Annotated in this window: 22 protein-coding genes and 1 pseudogene; 13 read left to right on the top strand and 10 right to left on the bottom strand. The window is 62.2% G+C overall.

Annotated elements, in window-relative coordinates:
* From benD to catA, 5 genes are all read right to left on the bottom strand, one after another.
* Nucleotides 1-780 (bottom strand): benzoate diol dehydrogenase BenD, encoded by a 780-nt coding sequence (gene benD / locus LDZ27_RS26380; RefSeq protein WP_244818229.1) that lies wholly within the window; start codon nt 778-780, stop codon nt 1-3.
* Nucleotides 777-1,799 (bottom strand): benzoate 1,2-dioxygenase electron transfer component BenC, encoded by a 1,023-nt coding sequence (benC, locus tag LDZ27_RS26385; protein WP_244818230.1) that lies wholly within the window; start codon nt 1,797-1,799, stop codon nt 777-779. The genes benD and benC overlap by 4 nt, the downstream gene beginning before the upstream one ends.
* A gap of 37 nt (nt 1,800-1,836) precedes the next feature.
* Nucleotides 1,837-2,325, bottom strand: a complete 489-nt coding sequence (benB, locus tag LDZ27_RS26390; protein ID WP_244818231.1) for a benzoate 1,2-dioxygenase small subunit — start codon at nt 2,323-2,325, stop codon at nt 1,837-1,839.
* Nucleotides 2,322-3,680: a Rieske 2Fe-2S domain-containing protein gene (locus LDZ27_RS26395; protein WP_244818232.1), complete on the bottom strand. Its 1,359-nt coding sequence runs from the start codon at nt 3,678-3,680 to the stop codon at nt 2,322-2,324. Before LDZ27_RS26395 ends, benB begins: the two co-directional genes overlap by 4 nt.
* Before the next feature lie 106 nt (nt 3,681-3,786).
* The gene (gene catA, locus LDZ27_RS26400; RefSeq protein ID WP_244818233.1) at nt 3,787-4,722 is read right to left on the bottom strand and encodes a catechol 1,2-dioxygenase; all 936 of its coding nucleotides are present in this window, start codon (nt 4,720-4,722) and stop codon (nt 3,787-3,789) included.
* Nucleotides 4,723-4,896: 174 nt separating this feature from the next.
* Between catA and LDZ27_RS26405 the strand changes: the two genes are divergently transcribed.
* Nucleotides 4,897-5,820 carry a LysR family transcriptional regulator gene (locus LDZ27_RS26405; protein ID WP_244818234.1) on the top strand — a complete coding sequence of 308 codons (924 nt, stop codon included), beginning with the start codon at nt 4,897-4,899 and terminating at the stop codon, nt 5,818-5,820.
* A gap of 64 nt (nt 5,821-5,884) precedes the next feature.
* On the opposite strand, the gene LDZ27_RS26410 is transcribed toward LDZ27_RS26405, so the two are convergent.
* Nucleotides 5,885-6,646: an SDR family NAD(P)-dependent oxidoreductase gene (locus LDZ27_RS26410; protein ID WP_244818456.1), complete on the bottom strand. Its 762-nt coding sequence runs from the start codon at nt 6,644-6,646 to the stop codon at nt 5,885-5,887.
* Nucleotides 6,647-6,764: 118 nt separating this feature from the next.
* Here LDZ27_RS26410 and LDZ27_RS26415 point away from each other — a divergent pair, with 118 nt between their 5' ends.
* Together LDZ27_RS26415 and LDZ27_RS26420 are read left to right on the top strand one after the other, a co-directional pair.
* A complete protein-coding gene (locus tag LDZ27_RS26415) occupies nt 6,765-7,682 on the top strand; it encodes a LysR family transcriptional regulator (protein WP_244818235.1) in 918 nt (305 codons plus the stop codon).
* A 189-nt stretch (nt 7,683-7,871) separates the two neighbouring features.
* The gene (locus tag LDZ27_RS26420; protein WP_244818236.1) at nt 7,872-8,708 is read left to right on the top strand and encodes an alpha/beta fold hydrolase; all 837 of its coding nucleotides are present in this window, start codon (nt 7,872-7,874) and stop codon (nt 8,706-8,708) included.
* A 62-nt stretch (nt 8,709-8,770) separates the two neighbouring features.
* Here the strand turns inward: LDZ27_RS26420 and LDZ27_RS26425 are convergent, their stop codons facing one another.
* Nucleotides 8,771-9,856: a GNAT family N-acetyltransferase gene (locus LDZ27_RS26425; protein WP_244818237.1), complete on the bottom strand. Its 1,086-nt coding sequence runs from the start codon at nt 9,854-9,856 to the stop codon at nt 8,771-8,773.
* 158 nt (nt 9,857-10,014) lie between these two features.
* On the opposite strand from LDZ27_RS26425, the gene LDZ27_RS26430 reads away from it, so the two are divergent.
* The 4 genes from LDZ27_RS26430 (at nt 10,015) to LDZ27_RS26445 (ending at nt 13,796) form a co-directional block, all read left to right on the top strand.
* Nucleotides 10,015-10,836, top strand: a complete 822-nt coding sequence (locus LDZ27_RS26430; RefSeq protein ID WP_244818238.1) for an oxaloacetate decarboxylase — start codon at nt 10,015-10,017, stop codon at nt 10,834-10,836.
* A gap of 291 nt (nt 10,837-11,127) precedes the next feature.
* A complete protein-coding gene (locus LDZ27_RS26435) occupies nt 11,128-11,805 on the top strand; it encodes a GntR family transcriptional regulator (RefSeq protein ID WP_244818457.1) in 678 nt (225 codons plus the stop codon).
* Between the two features lie 58 nt (nt 11,806-11,863).
* A complete protein-coding gene (locus LDZ27_RS26440) occupies nt 11,864-12,796 on the top strand; it encodes a 3-keto-5-aminohexanoate cleavage protein (protein WP_244818239.1) in 933 nt (310 codons plus the stop codon).
* Between the two features lie 37 nt (nt 12,797-12,833).
* Nucleotides 12,834-13,796: a 3-hydroxyacyl-CoA dehydrogenase gene (locus LDZ27_RS26445; protein ID WP_244818240.1), complete on the top strand. Its 963-nt coding sequence runs from the start codon at nt 12,834-12,836 to the stop codon at nt 13,794-13,796.
* A 54-nt stretch (nt 13,797-13,850) separates the two neighbouring features.
* On the opposite strand, the gene LDZ27_RS26450 is transcribed toward LDZ27_RS26445, so the two are convergent.
* Nucleotides 13,851-15,164 carry an MFS transporter gene (locus LDZ27_RS26450; protein ID WP_244818241.1) on the bottom strand — a complete coding sequence of 438 codons (1,314 nt, stop codon included), beginning with the start codon at nt 15,162-15,164 and terminating at the stop codon, nt 13,851-13,853.
* A 476-nt stretch (nt 15,165-15,640) separates the two neighbouring features.
* Nucleotides 15,641-15,883: pseudogene (locus LDZ27_RS29150) on the bottom strand (LysR substrate-binding domain-containing protein); the annotation flags it as partial.
* 289 nt (nt 15,884-16,172) lie between these two features.
* On the opposite strand from LDZ27_RS29150, the gene LDZ27_RS26460 reads away from it, so the two are divergent.
* The 6 genes from LDZ27_RS26460 to LDZ27_RS26485 are packed head-to-tail and all read left to right on the top strand — an operon-like array spanning nt 16,173 to nt 23,402.
* Nucleotides 16,173-16,934, top strand: a complete 762-nt coding sequence (locus LDZ27_RS26460) for an enoyl-CoA hydratase/isomerase family protein (RefSeq protein WP_244818243.1) — start codon at nt 16,173-16,175, stop codon at nt 16,932-16,934.
* Nucleotides 16,935-16,990: 56 nt separating this feature from the next.
* Nucleotides 16,991-18,052 (top strand): ABC transporter substrate-binding protein, encoded by a 1,062-nt coding sequence (locus LDZ27_RS26465; RefSeq protein ID WP_244818244.1) that lies wholly within the window; start codon nt 16,991-16,993, stop codon nt 18,050-18,052.
* A gap of 10 nt (nt 18,053-18,062) precedes the next feature.
* Entirely contained in the window at nt 18,063-19,130 is a 1,068-nt protein-coding gene (locus LDZ27_RS26470) for an ABC transporter ATP-binding protein (RefSeq protein ID WP_244818245.1), read from the top strand.
* 19 nt (nt 19,131-19,149) lie between these two features.
* Nucleotides 19,150-20,931, top strand: a complete 1,782-nt coding sequence (locus tag LDZ27_RS26475) for an ABC transporter permease subunit (RefSeq protein WP_244818246.1) — start codon at nt 19,150-19,152, stop codon at nt 20,929-20,931.
* A gap of 39 nt (nt 20,932-20,970) precedes the next feature.
* On the top strand, nt 20,971-22,512 hold the full coding sequence (locus tag LDZ27_RS26480; protein ID WP_244818247.1) for an AMP-binding protein: 1,542 nt from the start codon (nt 20,971-20,973) through the stop codon (nt 22,510-22,512).
* A gap of 47 nt (nt 22,513-22,559) precedes the next feature.
* A complete protein-coding gene (locus LDZ27_RS26485; RefSeq protein WP_244818248.1) occupies nt 22,560-23,402 on the top strand; it encodes an IclR family transcriptional regulator in 843 nt (280 codons plus the stop codon).
* Nucleotides 23,403-23,503: 101 nt separating this feature from the next.
* On the opposite strand, the gene LDZ27_RS26490 is transcribed toward LDZ27_RS26485, so the two are convergent.
* Complete coding sequence (locus LDZ27_RS26490) at nt 23,504-24,595, bottom strand: glycosyl hydrolase (RefSeq protein WP_244818249.1); 1,092 nt, start codon at nt 24,593-24,595, stop codon at nt 23,504-23,506.
* Nucleotides 24,596-25,031 lie beyond the last annotated feature (436 nt).

Below are 25,031 nucleotides of genomic sequence, written 5' to 3' on the forward strand. Positions count from 1 at the left end.
TTAGCCGTTGTCTCCGCCCGCAACCGGCAATACTGCGCCGGTGATGTAAGCCGCTTCGTCGGATGCGAGGAACAGGATCGGCGCGACCTGTTCTTCCAGCGTGGAATAGCGTTTCAGGAACGTCGATTCGGTGACTTGCCTGACCGCTTCGCTCGTCCAGACCTTTTCCTGATCGCTGTCGCCGTCCGCATTGCGCGGTACGCGTCGGGGAGGCGCTTCGGTTCCGCCCGGCGCCGCCGCAACCACGCGTATGTTGCGCTCGCCGTATTCCATCGCGAGCGACTGCGTCAAGGCGTTCACGCCGCCCTTGGCTGCCGAATAAGGCACGCGGCGGATGCCGCGCGTCGCATTCGACGACACGTTCACGATCGTTCCGCCGCCGCCTTGCTTCAGCATGTGCGGAAGCACTGCGTGACAGGCGTAAAGCGTGGGCATCAGCGAGCGTCGAATTTCGGCATCGATGTGCGCCGCTTCGAATTCATGGAAGGGACGCATGCGGATGGCGCCGCCCACGCCGTTGATGAGAACGTCGATACGGCCGAAGCGCTCGACGGCGAAGGCCATTGCGCGCGCCGCGCCCTCGTAAGTCTCCATGTCCGCGACAAACGCGGCGGTATCCGCGCCGATGGCTTCGCCTGCGACTTCCGCGACGAAATCGGCGCGGTCCACGAATACGACCTTGCCGCCCTCGGCTGCCGCGCGCAGAGCCACGCCCCGACCGATGCCTTGCGCCGCGCCCGTGACGACGATGACCTTGTTGGCGAATCGTTGCGCGTTCATGCGGCCACCGGCACAGCGTTGGGCGTGAACTTCTCGTAGTGGAAACTGTGCGGCTTCACGCCGTTGTCGTCGAGATACTTGCGCACCGCATCGACCATCGGCGGCGGGCCGCACAGGTAGACATCCACGTCGCCGTCGTCCAGCGATTCGGCCGGCATATGCTGCGTGACCCAGCCCTTGCGCAGATGCTTCGACGCGGGATCGGCAACAACGGTTTCAAAAGTAAAGTTCGGAAGCCTAGCGCTATACGCCTCGATTGCCTCTACTTGCACCAGGTCGAGATCGCGCGTTACGCCGTAAATCAGATGCACGCTCTGCTGCGAGTTCGACTGCGCGATCACTTCGAGCATCGAAAGAAACGGAGCGAGTCCTGTGCCGCCCGCGAGGAATAACAACGGCCGCGCGACGGCGCGCAGATAGAAGCTCCCGAGCGGACCGGTCAGCTCGATCTTGTGGCCCGGCTTCGCCGATTCGAGCCAGGTGCTCATCACGCCACCGGGAATTTTCTTGATGAGGAAGCTGATCTTCGATGCACCCGGCGCCGACGAGAACGAGTAAGAGCGATGCTGGCCGCTTGCGGGAACATCGATGTTCACATACTGGCCCGCGAGGAAAACGGGCGCGGTGGAATCCACTTCCAGTTCGAGCACTACGGCTGCATCGTTATGCGGTTCCACTTTCGTCACGGTCGCGGCGAACTTGCTCTGCTCGGTCTTGCACGCTGTCGATGATGCGGGCACCGCAATGACGCAATCGCTTTGCGGCACCATCTGGCATGTGAGCACGAGACCGTGTTCCTTCTCGTCGTCGCTCAATGCGTCCTCGATGTAGTCGTCGCCGAGATCGTAGCGGCCGCTTTCCGCGCGGCACTTGCACGTTCCGCATACGCCATCGGAGCAATCCATCGGCAGGTTGATGCGCGCGCGAAAGGCGGCGTCGAGAACCTTCTCGCCTGCCTTGCATTCGACAAAGCGCGTGACGCCGTCCTCGAAATTCAGTGCAATGTTGTAGCTGGACATGTTGCCTCCTGCTGGATGTTTCATCGAAGCGCCGGCATCAGACGTGATAGACGTCGAGCACCTGGCGAATGTAGTCGTTCTTCAGTGCGATCTTCTTGCGGCATATCAGCAAGCGGTCGTCGACGCGGCGCAAGGTGAGGTGCATCGTGCCGAAAAACTGGTCGGTGATCTTGTAGCGGTGATTGAGGGTATTGAAGTTGTATCGGATGTCCACTTCGTTGCCGCGCTCCGCCAGCACTTCGACGTTCGTTACGTTGTGGCTTGTGCGCGGTTCGGGCATCGACGCGCCGCTGCGCTCGGTCTTGATGCGAAACACGCGGTCTTCCAGGCCCGCGCGGTCCGGGTAATACATCAACGAGATCTGGCTTTCGTGATCGTCGGTGAGCCGGTCGTCGTCGTCCCATGCGGGCATCCAGTAGGAGACGTCTTCCGTATAGCAGGCGAGCCATTCGTCCCACTGCCGGTCATCGAGAAAGCGCGCTTCCTGATACAACGTCGCGCAGATTTTCTGGTAATCGAAGCTCATGCCAGTGCCTCCGTGCGTTCCTTGTTCAGCGCATCGCGCATTGCCTGCACCCAGTATTCGTGCTGGCAAACGAAGAGGCCTTCGTCTTCGCTGCGCTCGCCGGAAATGAGCGGCTCGAGGCCCATCTGCTTCGCGTTTTCGTCGGGACCGTGGACCCACAACGGCGCACCGCGCGACAGGTCGTTCCACATGGACGCCGTGCCCGCATAACCGGCCTGACATGCGCGAAACTCTTCGAGGTCGTCGCTCGTTCCCATTCCCGTCACATTGAAAAAGTCCTCGTATTGGCGGATGCGAATGGCACGGCTTTCGGCGCTTTCGCCCTTGGGCGCGAAGCAGAAGATGCTTACTTCCGTCCTGTCGACGCTGATCGGACGCACGACGCGAATCTGCGTGCTGAACTGATCCATCAGGAACACGTTCGGATAGAGACACAGGTTGCGCGTCTGATTGACGATGAATCGGGCCTTGTCCTCGCCCACGCGCGACGCGATCTCGTCGCGATGTTGATAGACCGGCCGCACTTCCGGATTCATCGTATCGGTCCAGAGCAGGATGTGGCCATGCTCGAAACCATAGACGCCCGCAACCGACTTGCTCCAGCCATTCGCGTCGACGGCCTTGGTGCCTTCGATCTTGCGTCGGCCCATCGTCGCGGAATAATTCCAGTGCACGGTGCTGACGTGATAGCCGTCGCAGCCGTTTTCCATCTGCATCTTCCAGTTGCCGTCGTAGATGTACGAGGAGTTGCCGCGCAGCACCTCGAGGCCTTGCGGAGCCTGATCCGCAATCTGATCGATGATGACTTTCGTCGCACCGAGATACTGTTCGAGCGGCATCACGTCTTCATTGAGGCTGCCGAACAGGAAGCCGCGATAGCTTTCGAAACGCGCGACCTTTCTTAGATCATGCGAGCCGTGCTTGTTGAATTGCACCGGATACTCAGTCGTCTTCTCGTCCTTGACCTTGAGCAGCTTGCCGGTATTGGAGAAGGTCCAGCCGTGAAATGGGCATGTGAAGCTGCCCTTGTTGCCGTGCTTGCGCCGGCAGAGCATTGCGCCCTTGTGGGCGCAGGCGTTGATGACCGCGTGAAGCTCGCCTGCCTTGTCGCGTGTAATCACGATCGGCTGGCGGCCTATCCATGTCGTGTAGTAATCGTTGTTGTCGGGAATTTGGCTTTCATGCGCCAGATATACCCAGTTGCTTTCGAAAATGTGCTTCATCTCCAGTTCGAATAGATCGGCATTCGTGAAGATGTCGCGTCGGCAGCGGAAAACACCGCTTTGCGTATCGTCCTGAACAGCAGTCTGGAGAAGTTCGTCGAGTTGCCGGGTTTTGTCGATGATCGCGGACATGAGTACCCCCTATGCACGCTCCATGAGGAGCTGCATCGGTATCGAAGGATGGTTGCGAAGGATGCGTGAAGCGGCGGTCGCGCTATGTCGCTGCCCGCCGCGTGGCTCAAGCCGTGGCGGAAGCCCGCGAGCGATTCACAAGCTGGTTGTCGAGGCCGTGCACCAGCGAAGTCAATGCGATGTCGAACTCGATTTCCTTATAAGCATCGGTCTTGAGTCCGAGTGCCGCGCCTCCCGTTTTTTCGACGACGTGCGGAATCAGGTCCTCACGAGTGGCATACGCGAAGTCGTCCCAGATGAGCGGATCGCCTTCGATATTGATTTGCGTAGTCAGTTTGCGATGCTTGTCGCTCGTGATGAAGAAATGGACATGCGCGGGACGATTGCCATGGCGCGCGAGCGCATCGAGCAACTGTTGCGTCGCGCCTTGCGGCGGACAGCCATAGCCAACCGGCATTAGCGTGCGGAATTCGTATTGGCCATCCGCACCCGTTCTGACTGCGCCGCGCAAGTTGAAGTCGCCTTGCGCGGCCGTTGGATCGAAGTGGGAGTAGAAGCCTTTGGAATTCGCATGCCAGCATTCGACGATGGCACCGGCAACGGGCTTGCCGTCAGGACCGGTCACTTTGCCTTTGATGACGAGCGGCCCTGCGCCATCGTCAGGGTCGATATCGATCCTCGAGACGCCGTCGCGCAGCGGTGCGCCTGCGACGTAAAGCGGGCCTTCGATGGTGCGCGGCGTGCCGCCGTGAATGTCCGCCTCGCGATCCGCCGCATCCATGCGGATGTCGAGATATTTTTCGAGTCCCAGGCCCGCCGCCAGCAGCGCCGCTTCGCCGTCGCGTCCGAGCTTGTTGAAGTAATTGACGCCCGCCCAGATTTCATCCGGCGACATATCGAGGTCGTCGATGGCTTTGAAAAGATCGCTCAGGAGGCGATGCGTGATCTGCTTCGCGCGCGCGTTTCCCTTCTCGCTATTGACGTTGGCAGCGGCCTCGAGCAAGGCCTGCACTTCCTTCGTGTCGAACACTTTGACGCTCATGTCTGCTCCTGACTCTCTCTGCTTTAGTGGGTAAACCCTCGGCTCTAAAGCGACGAAGTTATCTTTAGAAGGTATAGTCGGCGCTTGAAACAGGGTGTAAATGCAGAATAGTGGACGTCGGCAGCAAGCGTCCAACACCGTTTTAGTATCGGGCTATATCCGGGAGGTATGGAGATGGAACTGCGGCACCTTCGCTATTTCGTCGCGGTAGCCGAGGAAAGAAACTTCACGCGCGCGGCCGAGCGGCTGAACATCGCGCAACCGCCTTTGAGCCGACAGATTCAACAACTCGAGGACATGCTGGGCGTCCAGTTGCTCGAGCGCAATTCGCGGCCCCTCAAGCTGACGGAAACTGGCAAATTCTTTTATTTGCACGCGGCGCAATTGCTCGCTCAGACATCGGAACTCGAATCGATGACACGGCGCGTCGGCAACATCGAGCGCAGCCTTTCAATCGGATTCGTGGGTTCGACGCTCTACGGCATGTTGCCCAAGATCATCCGACGCTTTCGCGACGAAAATCCGACCGTGGAACTGAGCCTTCACGAAATGTCGACAATGGATCAGCTAAGAGCGCTCAAAGACGGGCGCATCGATGTCGGCTTCGGGCGCATCCGCAATGAAGACGCGAGCATCCGGCGCGTCATTCTGCGCGAAGAAAAGATGATCGTTGCGCTTCCCGAGGGGCATCCGCTTTCTGTGCTCAAGCCGGTGCTTGCGCTTCGCGATCTCGTTCTTGAAACGCTGATCATTTTTCCCAAGGCGCCGCGCCCGAGCTATGCGGACCAAGTGCTCGCCGCATTCAAGGACCGCGCGCTCGAACCGCGTCGCATCTACGAAGTGCGCGAGTTGCAGATCGCGCTCGGTCTCGTCGCGGCAGGAGAGGGCATCTCCGTCGTGCCGAGCAGCGTATATGGTCTTAAGCGCGATGACGTGAGCTATAAGGAACTGGACGATCCGACGCTCGTGTCGCCGATCATCATGAGCATGCGTGCGCTCGACGAGTCGCGCGATATCCGCGAGATGCTGGAATTGATCTATCGCCTATATGACGAGGAGAGAATTTCTTATGCGCCGCGCGCGGATAAAGACCGCTAAGCGGCATGTTCACTTGACGGCAACGGCGCTTCGGGCGCCGTTGCCTTGAGCAAAACGCTAAACCTTAAACTTGCGCTTGCCCGCCATCGACGAATAGTTCTGCGCCATTCACGAAGCTCGCATCGTCGGATGCAAGGAAGAGCGCCGCACCCGCGATTTCGTCGGGCTCGCCGACACGTCCCATCGGAATGCGCGAGGCGAGATGGTCGAGCAAGCCTTGCTGTTGCGCGGCGTCGGGGCCGGCGAGTTCGACGAGGCCGGGCGTTCTCGTCGCACCCGGGCTGATCGTATTGACGCGGATGCCGCGGTGCTTGAGATCCAGTACCCAACTGCGCGCGAAGTTGCGGATTGCGGCTTTAGATGCTGAATACACACTAAAAGAAGCCGTTCCTTCGATGGTCGTGGTGGAGCCGGCGAGAATCACTGACGCGCCTCGCGAAAGCAACGGCAAGGCCTTCTGCACGGTGAAAAGCGTGCCTTTCACATTGCGATCGAACGTGTCGTGATAATGCGCTTCGGTGATTTTGCCAAGCGGCACCATCGAGCCGCCGCCTGCATTGGCGAAGAGCACATCCAGACGGCCTTTCTCCCCGCGAATTTGTTCATACAACATGTCCAACTGCTCGGGCTTTGAGGAATCGACGCGAACGCCCGTCACTTCTCCAACGGTGGCGATGGCCGCGACGGCGGCATCCAGCTCCGCCTGACGACGGCCGGTGACATAAACATGCGCGCCTTCTTGCGCGAAACGCTTCGCGCTTGCCAAGCCAATGCCGCTGGTTGCGCCTGTGACGAGTGCGATCTTGCCTTCGAGCTTGCGTGCCATGACGTTTCTCCTTCCTTCGAGTTCGGTTGATGTGATGTGAGGAGAATATCGACCGCACATTCTTTTCGAAATAGAATCGCCTGCAAACCATCGTTGCAAAAATGAAATGACAGGAACAATGACTAAGCTCCCGGATTTCGAGGGCCTGGCGATGTTCGCCAAAGTGGCCGAGGAAGGCTCCTTTGCCGCGGCCGCGCGCGCTATGGGCGTGTCGGTCGCAACAGTGTCGCGCGGCGTTGCGAGACTGGAAGAGCGACTCGGTGCGAGACTTTTCAATCGCACATCGCGCCAGCTTGCGCTTACTGAGTTCGGCGGAACCATTGCGGAAAAGGCCGGCGATATTTATCGTCAGGCGCAAGAAGCGGAGAACGCCGCCAAGGAAATGTCCATTCATCCGCGCGGCCTTATTCGGCTCGCCGTGCCGATGTCCTTCGGTTTGCGCTGGGTGGCGCCGCTCTTGCCCAATTTCTTTCGCGCTTATCCCGAGGTGTCGATCGATCTGCACTTGTCGGATGCAACCGTCGATATCGTCGCGCAAGGGTTCGACGCCGCGCTGCGGGTCGCGGCTTTGCCGGACTCGTCGCTTATTGCAAGGCGTCTTTGTCGCGTGAATCAACTGCTCGTGGCGTCGCCGCAATACGTGCAGCAATGCGGCCGTCCCACGCATCCTAGAGAGTTAGTCGGCAGGCCCTGTCTTTCATATGCTTATCGCGCCAGCAGCGATGTCTGGCGCTTCGTCAACGATGCCGGCGATGAAGAGTCCGTCACACCCATTGGACCACTGCGCGTAACGAATGCGGATGCGCTGCTGCCAATGCTGCTCGATGGGCTTGCGATTGCAGAGCTTCCCGAGTTCATTGCGGGCGAATATCTCGCGGATGGAAGGCTGGAAGTGCTCTTGCCCGAATGGCATCTGACGCGCGGGGGACTGTATTTCGTGACGCCATCGGCCCGGGCGCGTCCGGCCAGAATCACGGCGCTCGCCGATTACTTCGCGCAACATCTTTCCGAGCTCGTGTGGTATCGATCGAGGTGAGGGCGCGCACGAGTCACATGCCGTTAATTTTGATCTCGTAGACTGCGCCCTTTGCAGCGAACCCTTCACGCTTTCTCCCGCCGATCGCACCGCTGGTCAGCAAAACCGGATGCGCAAGCGGCTCACGCAAGACGAACGCCGGGAATGATGGCCGGACATTCCTGAAAGACAACTACCAAAGGAAATGCCATGCCGTATGTCACAACGAAGGACAACGTCGAAATTTTCTATAAGGACTGGGGCTCCAGGGACGCGCAGCCAATCGTCTTCCATCATGGTTGGCCGTTGTCGTCCGACGACTGGGACGCGCAAATGCTTTTCTTCGCTCAAAAAGGCTACCGCGTGATTGCACATGATCGGCGCGGTCATGGGAGATCGTCGCAAGTCTCGGATGGGCACGACATGGACCACTATGCCGCCGATGCTTTCGCGGTGGCCGAAGCGCTCGATCTTCGCAATGCGGTGCACATCGGCCATTCGACCGGCGGCGGCGAGGTCGCCCGCTATGTGGCGAGACATGGCGAACCCGCTGGCCGCGTCGCCAAGGCAGTGCTGGTTAGCGCTGTGCCTCCTCTGATGCTAAAGACCGAAGCAAATCCCGAAGGCTTGCCGCTCGAAGTGTTCGATGGCTTTCGCAAGGCGCTTGCGGATAACCGCGCGCAATTCTTTATCGACGTGCCGAGCGGTCCGTTTTATGGCTTCAATCGTTCGGGCGCGACCGTTCATCATGGCGTCATTCAGAACTGGTGGCGGCAAGGCATGATGGGAAGCGCAAAGGCGCATTACGAAGGCATCAAGGCGTTCTCCGAGACCGATCAGACCGAAGACTTGCGCGCGATCACGGTGCCGACGCTGGTGTTGCATGGCGAGGACGACCAGATCGTGCCAATCGCGGATGCAGCGCACAAGTCGATCAAGCTGCTCGCCAATGGCACGCTCAAGACTTATCCCGGCTTCTCGCATGGCATGCTGACGGTGAATGCGGACATGCTCAACGAAGACCTTCTCGCGTTCGTGCGGGGATAAGCAACTCACAGGTGATCGGCCGATGACGTGTATTGCGCCGATCACCTCGCCGCCGATGTCGCTTATTCGCTTCGGGCTTTAGCACGCGGGCGCATCTGCGTGCGCAGCCTGCGAAAGATGGCGTAGTCGGGCCGTATCTTTTCGAACTCGTATCGCTGAACGAGACGGCCGCCGAAGCCCGCAAGAAACTGAAGAATGCCGGCGGTTGCAACCCCATCGAAGTCCAATTCGAGTTGCCTGTCGCGGGCGATTGCCATGGCGCGCCATACGAGCAGCGAGACGGCGCCGCCATGCGCGGATTCGAGGCGCGACGTCAAAAGATAGTAGACGTGCGAACGATCCCATACGAGTGTCGTGGCCGCGACGAGCGAGCCGTCTTCATCGAATGCGCCGATGATCATGCCGGCCTTGCGCGTCATGACTTCGTTCAACAAGTGCCGCATGAGCCCGGAGCCGTAGTGGTTGCCGCGATCGCGCGCCGCCAGATTGGATTCATAGAAGTCGACGAATGCGTCGACATTTGCAATTTCCTCAACAGTGAAATGCTCCGCTGCGCGTCGGACACGGTTGCGTGTCTTGTAGTCGAGCCTCGCCCAGTCGTAGTCTTCGTTCGCGCCCGGCGCGAGTCTTAGCGTGAATCTCACGGATACATTGAAGCCGGCCAGCATGAACGCGGCGGCCTCTGCATCCGACACACGCGGATCGGCAAGCTGCTGGAAATGCGCGCATTCGGGCAGTTGCTCGATCAGCTTGCGCGTGACATCGAGACGATGGCGCCATTCCGAATGGCTGCTGCCCTTCGCGCGCGCCTTGATGACGGGGCCGAGTGTCCTCGTGATTGCGGGCAGATAGGACACCCGCCAAAGGCGGCCGCCTTTGATCAGCGTGTAAGGCATCTCGGCAATGATGGCGTCGCCGGACTTGACGACGGCTACGTGCCAGTTGTCACCCGCCGTGGCATTCAGCCACCAGGGTTCGTGAAAGATGGAACGTTCGGTCAGACCTTTGCGTTCAATTCGTTCGCTTTGTTCACTCGAATCCTTTGATTCGAATCGATCGGATATCGGCGGCTGTGCTGCAGTGGATGGTGCTTTGACCGTATGAGGTTTTAAGGGAGCGGGCACTGTTGAAGTCGAACGCTTCTCCATCGTCATGGCGATTGATCCCTCCGAGGTCGCGCTTTCCTATACTAACGAGAGATTCGCTCGCGTGCGCCGCTGCGCGCCAACTGCATCGCAGGCGTAGCACACACACAACGAACACGAAGTGATCCCGACGAGACTTGACCTTCAGATAGGACACATATATGCCCCGCACCGCCGCCGAAAAACGTGCCGCATTTCGCGCACTGCACGCCTCGGGCTGTTTCATGCTGCCTAACCCCTGGGATGCGGGCAGCGCGCGTTACCTCGCGAGCTTGGGTTTCGAGGCCATCGCCACGACGAGTTCGGGCTTCGCGTGGTCGACCGCGCACGCCGACAATCGCGTGCCGCGCGATGCCGTATTGAATCATCTGCGCATGATGGTGGATTCGTGCGATCTACCCGTCAACGCCGACTTTGAAAACGGCTTCGGAGACGACCCCGCGGGCGTCGCGCAAAGCGTGAAACTGGCGGTCGGCACGGGCGTAGCGGGGCTTTCCATCGAGGATTCGACGGGCGACGCCGCGAACCCGCTCTTTCCGGTCGATGTCGCCGTTGCGCGCCTCGAAGCGGCGCGTCAAGCAATCGACGAGACCGGCGGCGACACGCTGCTCATTGGCCGCGCGGAGAATTTCTTTGCGGGCAAGCCGGATCTCGATGACGCCATCGCAAGGCTCACGGCCTACGCGCAAGCCGGAGCCGACTGCCTTTACGCGCCCGGAATACAAAGCCGCGAACAGATCGAAGCCGTGGTTGCCGCAGTCGCGCCCAAGCCGGTGAACGTACTCGTCGGCTCTGCATCGGCCATGACGTTGAGCGATTTCGCGGCGCTGGGCGTGCGGCGCGTAAGCGTCGGCGGTGGGCTGGCGCGCGCGGCATGGGGCGGTTTCATGCGAGCGGCGCAATCGCTTGCAGAGGGACGATTCGACGGCTTCGCCGACGCCGCATCGGGCGCGCAGCTCAACGCGATCTTCACTGACCGTTAAGCGCTGACACCGCGTGCGATTGCGCCAAAGTTTGCGACGAAGGCCTGACGTTGTCATAACATCGACAAGGCCGCTTCAAAAAACGTGGGAATCCGAAGTAAATGGACGGACGCCAGCGAGATTGACTTAGCTTAACGTTTTCCCTTAGCGATACATCATTGACTCACTTGCGAACTCGTACCAAACTTCGACTCAATGCTGTGATCACAGGTCACAAAAGCCCGGAGACGCAGAGTGACCACACGCACGACGACGGACTTGCCCGCGCTCCAGTTCGTCACAAGACAGACGATGGCCGAGGGCGTCTACGCGCAACTCAAAGAGGCCATCATGACCGGGCGCTTTGCGCCGGGACAGTTGCTGAGTCTGCGCAGCGTCGCGGAGGCAGTCGGGTCATCGACCATGCCGGTGCGCGCCGCGCTCACGCGCTTGCAAGCCGAAGGCGCGCTCGTCGACGGGCCGGGCCGCGCGCTGATGGTCCCGCCCATGACGCTCGAACTTCTCGACGAACTGCGCGACGTGCGCATCGCGCTCGAAGGAACAGTGGCGCGGCGCGCGGCCTTGCGCATGACGCGAACGCATCTCAGCGCATTGCAGAGCATCTTCGCCGCGATGGACCGGCATGCCGAAGCCGGCGACGTGTCCGCGTTTCTGCGCAGCAATTTCGAATTCCATATCGCCATTTACACGCACGGCGCAAGCGATATCACGCTCGCCACCATTCAAAGCCTCTGGGTGCGCATCGGTCCGTTTCTGAATCTCGTCGCACCCGACGTTGCGCATATGCGCCGCTCGATGGCCGCGCACCGATATATCGTCGATGCGCTCTGGCGAGGCGACGGTGAAGATGCGCGCGCGGGCATCGAAGAAGACATTCGCGATGCCGCAGCCGACTTGCGCGAGCGTCTGCAAGCCATCGAAAGACTGAACGACAGCGGCACGAAACGCAGCGAGCAGCCAAGCGCCTGAGCTTTACCGGTAACACGGCAGCCGAGACGACGGACACAACGAGAAACGGAGGAACTGCATGGCAGCGAAACGCAAGGTCATCATTACGTGCGCGCCGACGGGCGCGATTCATACGCCCTCGATGTCGCCGCATCTTCCGATCACGCCGCAGCAAATCGGCGATGCAGCGCTCGCTGCGGCACGGGAAGGCGCGGCCATCCTGCATCTTCATGCACGCGATCCCGTTGACGGTCATCCGACGCAGGACCCGGCCGTGTTTCAGGCGTTCCTTCCGCGCATCAAGGCGCAGACGGATGCCGTCATTAATATCACGACGGGCGGCAGTCCGCACATGACGGTGGCCGAGCGCCTCAAGCCCGCGCATCACTTCAAGCCCGAAGTGGCGTCGCTCAATATGGGTTCGATGAACTTCGGCCTGTATCCGATGCTCGATCGCTTCAAGGAACTGAAGTACGACTGGGAGCGCAAGCATCTCGAGAACAGCCGCGATCTCGTGTTCAAGAACACGTTCGCGGACATCGAATACATTCTCACGTCGTGCAGCGCGAACGGCACGCGCTTCGAGTACGAGTGCTACGACATCTCGCATCTGTATAACCTCGCGCATTTCGTGGATCGCGGGCTCGCGAAGCCGCCGTTTTTCGTGCAGAGCGTCTTCGGTTTGCTGGGCGGCATCGGGCCACATCCGGAAGACCTCGCGCACATGCGCCGCACCGCGGACCGTCTGTTCGGCAAGGACTATGTATGGTCGATTCTCGGCGCGGGACGCAATCAGATTGCGCTCGGATCGATAGGCGTTGCGCAAGGGTCCAACGTGCGCGTGGGCCTCGAAGATTCGCTGTGGATCGAGCCGGGCAAGCTCGCGGAATCGAGCGCGGCGCAGGTGCGCAAGATACGGCAGGTGATTGAAGGCCTTTCGCTCGATATCGCGACGCCCGCGGAAGCGCGCGAAATGCTGCAACTGAAGGGCGCGAGCGAGACCGACTTCTGACCGAATAAAGAGACCCAATCATCGAGGAAGAATCGACATGCAAGAAAGAACGATCGCGGTCATCGGCTCGGGGCGCATCGGCCGCGCATGGGCCATCGTGTTCGCGCGCAGCGGTTTCGCCGTGAGGCTTCACGACGCCGCGCCACATATGCTGGAAGGTGCCATTCCCGCGATTCGCGAGAGCGTGGGGGACCTGACATCGTTCGGTCTTATCGACGAACCGGTCGATACGATCGTCGCGCGTATCACGGCCTGCAAGACGCTTGGCGAGACGGTGGCCAATGCCGATCTCGTGCAGGAGAACATCGCTGAAGTCGTCGAAGCCAAGCGCGCGCTTTTCGCCGATCTCGACCGTCTGACGAAGCCCGATGCGTTGCTCGCAAGCTCGACCTCGGGGCTGCCGGCATCGACGTTCACGGAAGGGCTGCAAGGACGCGCGCGCTGCCTTGTAGCGCATCCGGTGAACCCGCCGTCGCTCGTGCCGCTCGTCGAGCTATGCGGTGCGCCGTGGACCGCGCCCGACACGCTCGCGCGTGCCCGCGCGCTGTACGAAGAAGCGGGGCAGAAGCCTGTCGTCGTGAATCGCGAAATATCGGGCTTTCTGCTGAATCGTCTGCAAGGCGCGGTGCTCGACGAAGCACTGAGCCTCTATGAACAAGGCTACGCGAGCGCAGCCGATCTCGACACCGTGATGCGCGACGGCCTCGCGATGCGATGGTCCTTCATGGGACCGTTCGAAACCATCGATCTCAACGCGCCCGGCGGCGTGGCCGATTACGCGTCGCGCTATGGCGGCACGTATCGCAGCATCGCGGCGACGCGCGTGCCGTTCGACTGGCCCGCCGATACGCTCGCAAGGCTCGATGGCGAGCGCCGCGAAGTGCTCGCGCGCGATCGCATCGAGGAACGCAGCCGCTGGCGGGATCGTCGCCTGATGGCGTTGCTTGCCCATCGGCGATCGGTCGAAGATCAGTCGGCAGAAGGCGACGAAACTGCGTAGGCGCCCCCGCGCGATTTATAAACGCCAAAGCGTCGTCGACACACCCGCGCGCGTTCAGCCCGCCGGCGCGTCCTCGACGCGGCGCCGCGCCATGAACCAGTAGAAGAGCGCCGCGCAGCCCGCGATAATCCCGCCGCTCACGAACGCGAGCGAGTACGAACCCGTGTGATCGACGATGAAACCCGCCACGACCGGCGAGAACGCGCCGCCGAAGTAACCGCCGAAGTTCTGAATGGCGCTGACCGATCCCACCATCGAAGGCGGCGCGATATCGCCGGCAAGCGCCCATGCATTGCCGATGGTCGCGGCGATGAACGCAAGCCCGATGGTCATGAGCACGATCGTGACCATCATCGACTGCGTGAACGGCAGCGCGACCGCGCACACCGCCGCGCCGATCGAGCAGCACGCGATCAGCATGCGCTTCGCGCCCATCGGGGAGGCGACGCCGCTATCGACGAGCTTCGTCGCGACCCAGCCGGCCACGATCTCGCCCGCCGCGCCGCCGAACCACGGCACGCTCGCATAGACGCCCATCTGCGCGAGCGAGATATGGAAGCGGTCGAGCAGATACAGCGGCAGGAATACGAGGAAGAGGTTCCATAGCCAGATCGCGCAGAAATAGCCGAGGATCATTCCCCAGATGCTGCGATGCGTGAAAAGGGAACCCCATTTCAGATTGGAATTGGCAAGCGAACGCTCATGTCCGCCGCCGCCCGCCTCGATGTACTCCAATTCCTTGCGCGAGAGCCGCTTGCTCTGCATCGGATTGCGATAGAGGAAGAGAAAGAGGATCGCGAATCCGATGCCGATCGCGCCCGTTACATGGAAGAGCGAGCGCCAGCCGAACGCGATCATCAGCGCGACGAGCAGCGCCGGGGCGAGCGCGGGGCCCCATTTCGAGGACGAATCCCAGATGCCGGTGGCGAATCCGCGCTCCTTGGCCGGGAACCATGCCGCCGTGATTTTCGCGGAGGTCGGCCAGCAGGGCGCTTCGCCGACCGCGAGCAAAACGCGCATCACGATAAGGCCCGACACCGAGCCGACCACGCCCGTGAGCCACGTCGCGACGCTCCACCAGATCATGCCGATCGCATACGCCTTCTTCGCGCCGAAGCGATCGATGATCCAGCCCGCGGGCAACTGCATCACCGCGTAGGTCCACGCGAACACGGTGCCGAGCAGCCCGATCTGCGTGCGCGTGAGGCCGAGGTCGTGAATCATGCCGGGCGCGGCGATCGAGAGGCTCGCCCGGTCCAGATAGTTGATGATGCCGCCGATCACGAGCCAGATCAGCACTCGCCACCGGAAGTTGATGCTGGCCGCGTGCGCGCCGGCCGCGGTGTTCGTCGCCAGCTTGTCGTCCATCGTCTCTCCTGGATACGGCGTTTCAAAGTGGACGCGAAGTGCAGAGTGGAATGCCTTTCCGCGCAGCGTTGGATCAGAGAGTCTAAGGAGCGGCCACGCTTCTTTCCAATGAAAAATCCCGCTGGACCCATATCGTTTCGGTTATTCGTGATAACCCTAGGAATAAAAAGCGCGACGTATGACGTCGCGCTTCTCGCAGGTCCTTTGCGTTTGGGTTCAGATCGAGCGTCGCGGCACGACGCGAACGGGTTACGAAGCCATGAAACTCCAGCGATGGAAGGGGAATGACACCGCCTCATGCGAGCGGGCTACCCTCACGTCAAGGACAAACACGCGCGCACTCCATCGCTCACTGGCTTATGCCGGTTTCGCCTTTCGCGAAACCGGCTGCGCGAGCAGATCGAGCACGGCGATCGTCGAGGACGCGAGCGCCTCGACGGGCAGATGGCACAGCAGCATCTGCCGCACGGGCACGCGCCTTCGATCGGCAGGATGTGAAAGCGCTTGGCCGTGGCGAGCACGCGCGCGACGCCGAGCGGCATCACGCCGATGCCGACGCCCGCCGCGACCATCGCCGTCATGCTGTCGAAGCTGCCGACGCAAATGCGCATGTGCAGCGCGCCATCGAGCTGGCTCGCGAGCCGGCTGAGCGCAATCGAGATCGCGCAGCCTTCGGTGAGGCCGATCAAGTCGCAACCGAGCAGGTCTTCCGCGCGCACGCGATTCCGCAGTCGCCTCGAAGAGACGCAAGGTCGTGAGATCGAACTGGATGCGGTCGGGGCGGCGGTTCAAGCGGAATGAACGGAGGAAAGGAATGCGCCGATTCCAACGCGCGGCCAATGCGCGCCGGCACGACGGACGTCCGCGCTCTGCCTTCTTTTCGGTCCCGAACGTTTCGCTCCCTTCAAGCAGACGCGTGCCTGCGCAGCCCCGCGTAAACCCGCTTGCACGAGATTTTTGACGAACCTATATTGAATTTCACCATTCACTATTGCCATGCGATAAATCATGAGCGAAGACATTCTGCTGTCGAATCACGGCCGCGTTGCGGTCATCACGCTGAACCGGCCGGACAAGCTGAACGCGTGGACCACGCCGATGCGCGAAGCGATCATCGAGGCGCTCGGGCGCTTCGACGCCGACGACGATGTCGCCGCCATCATCATGACGGGCGCAGGCAGCCGCGCGTTCTCGGCGGGGCAGGACTTGTCGGAAGCGCATGACTTCGACGGCGAACGCGCCGTGGCGTGGGTCAAGGAATGGCAGCGCTATTACGCGGCGCTGCGCGGCCTCAAGAAGCCGCTCGTCATGGCGCTCAACGGCACGGCGGCCGGCTCCGCGTTTCAAGTGGCGCTGCTCGGCGATATCCGCGTCGCCCATGCGGGCGTGCGCATGGGGCAGCCGGAGATCAACGCGGGCATCGCGAGCACGACCGGCCCGTGGATCATGAACGCAATGCTCGGTATGTCGCGCACCATCGAGCTGACGCTCACTGGCCGGCTGATGGACGCCGACGAATGCCACCGCATCGGATTGATTCATCACCTCGTCGCCGAAGATCAGGTCTTCGCAAAGGCGCTCGAAATCGCGACCGAGCTGGCCGAGAAGCCGCCCGTCGCGATGCGCCTAGACAAGCAGCGTTTTCGCGAGATGACCGAGCCGGGCTTCGTCGACTGCATCGAGGCGGGCATGCGGATTCAGCGCGAAGCATACGACTCGGGCGAGCCCGCGCGGATGATGGAGGAATTCTTCCGCAAGCGCGCCAAATAAAATCGCCGGCAGCCGGCGAACCATCGCATCTCAACTTCGTGCGGGAGACCTGAACCATGACGCAAGACTTCAATCCGGCGCGCCGCCGCATGCTGCAGGGCGCGGGCGCGCTCGCCGTGGCCGGCGCGTTGCCGCTCGCGGCGCGCGCGCAATCGAAGCAGATCGTCGTGTCCGACCCGGGCGGGCCATATACGACGGCGTATCGCGAGGCGTTCTACGATCCGTTCGAGAAGGCGACGGGCATCAAGGTGGTGAGCGTCGCGCGGGAATCGCAGCCGGTCGCGCAGTTCGCGGCGATGGTGCAGACGAAGAACTACGTGTGGGACGTGACCACGCTCACGCTCTCCGCCGACATTCCTTACCTCGAATCGAAGGGCTTGCTGGAGCCCATCGGACTGAAGGCGAGCGAGTATCCCGACATCATGCCCGAGGCGATAACCCCGAACTGGCTCGGCGTCGACGTGTATTCGACCGTGCTCGCGTATCGCGCGGACAAGTTCAAGGACAACGGCCCGAAATCGTGGGCGGACTTCTGGGACGTGAAGAAATTTCCCGGCCGCCGATGCCTGCGCCGCAGCCCGCTCGATACGCTCGAACAGGCGCTGCTCGCGGATGGCGTGCCGCTCGACAAGCTCTATCCGCTCGACGTGGACCGCGCGTTCAAAAGCCTCGACAAGATCAAGCCGCACATCAGCATCTGGTGGACTTCGGGCGCGCAGGCAATGCAGGCGATCCAGAGCGGCGACGTCGACATGATCTCGACGTGGAACGGCCGCGCGCAAGCCGCGAAGGACGCGGGCGCGCCCGTGACCATCGTGTGGAATCAGGGTCTTTATTCGATCGAAGGCTGGGGCATTCCGAAAGGCACGCCGCGCGCCGATGCCGCGAAGCAGTTCGTGCGCTTTTGCGCCGACGCGAAGCGCCAGGCGCTGCTCACGCGCACGCTCGCCTACGGCCCGACCAACAAGAAGGCGTTCGAGACCATATCGAAAGACCGCGCGACGCTTCTGCCGACCGCGCCCGACAATATCCGCGACATGCGTCTGCCGAGCCCGCAATGGTGGGAAGAGAATCGCGCGAAGGTCACGGAGCGGTTCAATTCGTGGATCATTTCCTGAGGACGGCACGATGAGCGCGAAACTCGAGGCGATCGGCATTGCGAAGCGCTACGGCGAAACCGTGGCGCTGGAACCGACGGATCTCGCCGTGCAGGCCGGCGAATTCCTGACGCTGCTCGGTCCCTCGGGTTCGGGCAAGGCCACGCTCCTGCAGATGATCTCGGGGCTGGTCGCGCCGAGCGCGGGACGCATCGAGATCGACGGGCGCGACGTCACGCATGTCGAGCCGGGCAAGCGCGGCATCGGAATGGTGTTCCAGAGCTATGCGCTGTTCCCGCACATGAGCGTGTGGGACAACGTGGCTTATGGCCTGCGCATGCGCCGCAAGTCGCGCGACGAAGTGCGCGCCGCCGTCGACGATGCGCTCGCGATGGTCCGCATGACCGATTACGCGAAGCGCTTTCCGAAGGAACTGTCGGGCGGCCAGCAGCAGCGCATCGCGCTTGCGCGCTGCTTCGCGTACCGGCCATCGGTCATTCTGCTCGACGAACCGCTCGGCGCGCTCGACAAGAAATTGCGCGAACACATGCAGTCCGAGATTCGCCGGCTGCACAAGGAACTGGGCGCGACTTTCGTCTACGTGACGCACGATCAGGACGAAGCGCTCACGCTCTCCGACCGCATTTGCCTCATGAATCAGGCGCGCATCGAGCAGGTCGGCACGCCCGCCGATCTGTACGACCGCCCCGCGACGCGCTTCGCGGCGGGCTTCATCGGACACTCGAATCTGCTGGAAGGCGCGCTCGACGATGCACGCGGCGCGAGCGGCGAGCCGATCCTGCTTGCGGCGGGCGGGCGCATTCCGCTGCCGATGAGCGCGTCCGTTCCCCCGGCGCCCGCCGCGCGTCACACGCTGCTCGTGCGACCGGAAACGCCGCGTCTTGTAGAACCGGATTCCGGTTTTGTCGACGGAACCATCTCGGATGTCGTGTTCTTCGGCAGCGACACGCGCGTGCAGCTCGCGATGACCGATGGCAGCGGACTCACCGTGCGATGCGAGCGCAGCCTCACGCCGCGCATCGGCGAGCGCGTCGGGCTCGTGTGGGACCCGTATCGCACGACGCTGCTCGTCGCGTGAAATGACCGAGGAGACGTCCATGACCATCGCCCTGCACGCGCACCGCGAAAACGAAGCGCGGCCGCGCGGCCGCTCCGTCTGGCTCGCGCGCACGATGCGCGTTTTGCCGGTCGTGCCGACGCTCCTCTTCCTGCTCGTCTTTTTCATCGTGCCGGTCGGCGAGATTCTGCAAGGCGGGCTCGTCAGCGCGGAAGGGCAGATCGGTCTCGCGCAGTTCGCACGCATTGCGCGCACGCCGGTGTATGCGAAGGTGCTGTGGATCACCTTCGCCATTTCCTTCATGACGGCGGCGCTTTCCATCCTGCTCGGCTATCCGGTCGCGTACATGCTGAGCCGCCTGTCGGAGCGCGTGCGCGAACGCTGGCTCTTGTGGATCATGCTGCCGTTCTGGACGAGCTATCTCGTCAAGACGTATGCGTGGATGCTGCTTCTCTCGAAGACCGGCGTGCTCTCGACGATCGCGCTGTCCCTTCACCTCGTGAGCGAGACGAGCGGCACCATTCCATCGCTGACGGGCGTTCTGATCGGCATGGTGCATTCGATGCTCCCGCTCGCCGTCATGACGATGCTGCCGGTCATGCGCGGCATCGACGATCGTTTGACGCAGGCCGCCGAAACGCTCGGCGCGGAACGCAGCACGAGTTTCTTCACGGTGTTTCTGCCGCTGTCGTCGCCGGGCGTCGCGGCGGCGGGCCTGCTCGTGTTCATTTCGAGCCTCGGCTTTTTCATCGTGCCCGCGCTGCTCGGCTCGCCGAAGGAAACGATGATCGCGCAGCTCGTCATTTCGTCCGTCCTCGAACTCTTCGACATGCGTTTCGCCGGCGCGCTTTCGACGGTGCTGCTCGTCTGTTCCATTGCGATCTTCTTCGTGTACGACCGCATGGTGGGACTCACGTCGCTCACCGGAGAAGTGACGGAGCGCTCGCGCGGATCGCGTGCGCAGGGAGTCAGGCTCGCCGTTCTGATGATGGCCGGGCGCGTTTTCGCACCGTTCATGATGCGGCGGCGCGTGAGCGCGGAGACGACCGCGCGCGCGGCGAGTCCGCTCGGTCTCTATACGTGCGTCGTCATGGTGGCGCTCGTCGCGCCCGTGCTCTCCGTCATTCCGTATGCGTTCACGAAAAGCGATTACATCGCGTTTCCGCCGAAGCTCTTCAGCACGCGATGGTTCGGCACGTTCATGGATTCGCCTGTGTGGCAGAGCGCCATCGTCCGTTCATTCGAAGTCGGTTTCGGCACCGCGCTGCTCTCGCTTCTGCTCGGCTTCGGCGCGACGCTCGCCATGACCCGCATGCCGCGCCGCGCGAGCAAGCCGCTCTTCGCGCTGCTCGTTGCACCGCTGATCGTGCCGCGCATCGTGGTCGCGGTCGGCCTGCTCTATCTGTTCGGGCGCTTCGGGCTGACGGGCACCAATCTCGGGCTTGTCATCGGCCATACGGTGCTTGCGATTCCCTACGTCGTCGTGACGCTCGCGGCCGGTTTCCAGCGCTTCGACTGGCGCCTCGACGATGCCGCCCGCGTCATGGGCGCGTCCCCGTTGCGACGCATCACATCGGTCGTGCTGCCGCTTCTGATGGCGAGCGTCACGGCCGCGTTCCTCTTTGCGTTCCTCGTTTCGTTCGATGACCTAACGATCGCGATCTTCGTTTCCGGCGGCATCAATTCGACGCTGCCGAAGCAGATGTGGGACGACATCCAGCTCGCCGTCACGCCGACGCTCGCCGCCGTATCGACGACGCTCGTCGTGCTGATCGCGCTCGTCGTGATGGTGTCGTCGTGGCTCAGGCGCAGGACGCGCTGATTTTCGCGCTGAATCTCGCGCTTATCACTCGGTTCGGACATGCATCGTTACTCAGACTACTTCGCTCACCGGCACGCGCACGACGAACTCGACTGCGCACCGCTGCTCGCGGCGGGACTGCGCGCCACGCCCGCGCGCACCGTCGTTCATTCCGGCGATCACGCGATGACGTGCGAGGACATTTCGCGTCACGTCGCGCAATTGCAGCGCTGGTTCGCGTCGCTCGGGCTCGTGCCCGGCGACCGCGTCGCGGTGATGCTCGGCAATAGTCCCGAGCATATGCACCTCATTTATGCGCTCGTGATGTCTGGCCTCGTGTGGGTGCCCGTCAACACGAAGTTGCGCGCGGCGGGCCTCGACTATCTGCTGCAACATGCGGAGCCGAAGCTCTTTATCGTCGATGACGAATACGATGCCGTGACCGCCGCGCTCGATTGCGGCGCGGCGCGGCGCATGCGTCTGCCCGCGTTCGATGCGGACAACGCAAGCGCCACGTTCGATACGCCGGCTATCGGCGTGCACGATCCGCTGTGCATCATCTATACGTCGGGCACGACGGGCGCGCCGAAAGGCGTCGTCTTCACGCACCGGATGATGCGCATTGCGAGCGAAGCGGCGCTGAAAGTCGCCGACGTGCGCGACGGCGACCGCCTGTTCCTTTGGGAGCCGCTCTGTCATATCGGCGGCGCGCAGATGCTGCTTCTGCCGTTCATGGAGAACGTGACGCTGCATGCGGTGCCGCGCTTCTCGGCCTCGCAATTCTGGCCGCAAATCGAACGCGCGGGCGCGACGCAGCTTCACTATCTGGGCGGCGTGCTCGATATCCTGATGCAACTGCCGGAGAGCGCGCAGCCGCCGACGCATACGCTGCGCGTCGCATGGGGCGCGGGCGTGAGCGCACCGGCGTGGGAGCCGATTCAGGCGCGGCTCAAGGTGCGGCTGCGCGAGTGCTACGGCATGACCGAATGCGCGAGCTTTGCGACGATGAACGTCACCGGCAAGCCGGGTTCGATCGGGCGTCCGCTGCCGTGGATCGACATCGAATTGCTGGATGAAAACGGCCAGCCGGTCGCCGAAGGCGAAGCGGGCGAGATCGTGCTCGCGAGCAGGGTGGAAGGCACGTTCCTGCCCGCGTACCTTCACAATCCCGCAGCGACGCACGCGGCGATGCGCCACGGCAAGCTGCACACCGGCGACCGCGCGCGCCGCGATGCCGACGGCGATTACTTCTTCGTCGGCCGTCAGACCGACAGCATGCGCGTGCGCGGCGAGAACGTGTCCGCATGGGAGATCGAGCGCGTGTTCGCCGCGCATCCGGCGATACGCGCGAGCGCGGCAATCGGCGTGGCATCGGCGATTGGCGAGCAGGACATTCTGCTCAACGTGCAGTTCGAGGACGAACCGGTGGACTGGGAAGCGTTGCACGCATGGGCGCGCGAGCGGCTCGCGAGTTTTCAGTTGCCGCGCTATTACCGCGCGGTATCGGGCTTCGAGATGACGGCGAGCGAGCGCATCCGCAAGCACTTGCTGCCGCGCACGGTCGACGATGCCTGGGACCGGCTCGCGAGCGTGCAGGCGTAGCGATCGCCATGGGATAATCCGCGCCTTCGAACCGACGACGACATACGATGAACGACGAGTCCAAAGTCCCGCGCGAGCGCAAGAGCCGGGCGGCCAGGCCGCGCGGCGAGGCAGGAAACGCGGGCGCGTCGTCGCTCTATGTGCAGTCGGTCGAGAAGGCCATGAAAGTGCTGACCGCCTTCGATGGCAGCAAGCGCCAGTTGTCGCTCTCCGAGATTGCGGCGCTGACCGGCTTCGATCTGAGCGCGACGCAGCGCTTCACCTACACGCTTTCCGCGCTCGGCTATCTGCTGAAGGACCCGGACAGCCGCAAATACGAGTTGTCGCCGCGACTGTTGGACTTCACGTTTCACTATCTGACGTCGAACGAACTCGTGAGCCGCGCGACGCCTTATCTTCAGCAACTCGGTTCCGAAACGGAAGAGGCGACCAATCTCACCGTGCTCGACGATACGGACATCGTGTTCGTGCTGCGCATCGTGAGCCGCAACGTGTTCAACGCGCACGTCATCACCGGGTCGCGTCTGCCGGCGTATTGCACGGCGCCCGGTCTCGCCATACTCGCGACGCTCTCGGACGGCGAGATCGACGACATTCTCTCGCGCACGAATCTCGTGGCTTATACGGCGTCCACGGTGTGCGAGCCGCGGCGCATTCGCGAGCGCATCGCGCGCATTCGCAAGGCCGGATACGCGCATGCCGAAGACGAGTACTTCGTGAGCGACATATCGACGGCGGCGGCCATCACGAACGCGCATGGCCGAGGCATCGGCGCGGTGAATATCGCGGTTGCCCGATCGCGCTGGCAGCCGGATCGCGATGAACGGCGTTTCGCGGACCTCGTCATCTCGACGGCATCGGCGATATCGACGCGAAGACGGCTGGACTAGCAGCGAAGCGTTGTGCCTAATGCGAAAAGACCTGCTCGTCGCCTTCTGAAAGCAACGAGCCGGTCCTGACGTGAACCGTGCGGCGCATTGCTGCGCGCGAATTACATCGGATGGCTTGCGACGTAGTTCTTGTATGCGGTGTAGGCGGGCTTCTGCGTCTTGCCGTCGGACTTCAGGAGACCGAAGGTGCCTTCGCTATCGTCATACAGCTCGAACGCCTGGATCGACTGAATGTTGTACGTCGATGCGAGGCTTTGATACTGCGCCATCATCAGGCTGCCCGACAGGTACGCCGCGGCTTGCTGATCGGTGCCATAGCCGGGGCGAACGCCGAACTCGTTGATCCACACCGGCTTGCCGAACGAGTGCAGCACCGACAGCATGTTGAAGCAGCCCGAGCCGCCGCATGCGTGGGTCATGTCGCCCTGATTCGAGTACCAGTGCCATGCGGTGATGTCCCAGTTCACGGTCGGATGGCCGTGCGTGCCGTCGGGCTGCGAGCCGTCCGCAAGCATCTGGAAGAACGCGTAATGCAGCCAGGTGCCGTCCACGATGATCTTCGCCGACGTGTTCGCCGACTTGACGCCCGCGATCAGGCCGCGAATCACGCCTCGCGCGATCACGAAGTTCTGGTTCTTGTAGTGCGTCCAGCTCGTGCCGTCCACGTTGCCGTTGATCGCCTGTGCTTCCAGTTCGTTGCCCACTTCGATGTACTTGTAGTTGTACGTTCCGGCCGCTTGCTGGCCGAGCGTGTAGCCCGCGTTATACGCGTCCTGTTCCGAGTTATATCCGGTGCCGAGCAGGATCACGGGATACAGCGTCACGCCGCCGGCCGCCATCGTCTGCGCGGCCTTCGCGACGACTTTCGCGGACGCCAGGCTATATACGTCGTTACGATAAATCTTGACGCCGAGGTCCTGGAGCTGCGCGAGCTGCGTGCTGACGGGCGTGCTGTCGAATGCGCCGCCGTTCGTGATGTGGCCGTTCATGCCGTAGAAGATCGACGTGCTGGTCGCGGCCTTGTCGGTCGACTCGGGCAACGCGGACTTGTCGGTCGCTGCGTCGATGGGGCTGTCGCCGCCGCCGCAGGCGGCCAGCAACACGCTCGCCGCAAGCGCGGTGGCGATTGCGGCGACATAGCGCGCGGAGAAGAAGTTATACGGGCGATTGGATACTTGCTTTCGATTCGTCATTGTAGTTAGTACCACTAATGTAGAAGTGCAGTGACTACCACGGCGCAGCCCAAACGTTCGAGCAAAAGGCATCGCAACGATTGAACGATGATCTTGCGGACCGTAACGATCGTCCGGACGCATTTGATTCGTGGTCCGAACGGAATGTCCATCGAGGTGTCGAAGCCGGCGCGACAGCGCACGAGCGCAACGGAAGAGGACGGGGTTCTACTGATACGGCCCAGCGCGCAACAGAGGCAGGCGGTCTGGATGGCGAAACGAGCAAACGCAAATGTTCGCCCGCGTAGTGCCTTAAGCGATTGCCTTAGTGAATCGGCATTGGCTCAAAGCATTGGGTCGTCCCGAGGATGTGCGACGCTTCTCGAACTGGTAGCAACTACCGGAGACTCCGGATTAGTCGCTTGCCTCGGAAACGTTTGCTGATATTCGGACAACG

This window comes from Caballeronia sp. Lep1P3, assembly GCF_022879595.1.
GTDB lineage: Bacteria > Pseudomonadota > Gammaproteobacteria > Burkholderiales > Burkholderiaceae > Caballeronia.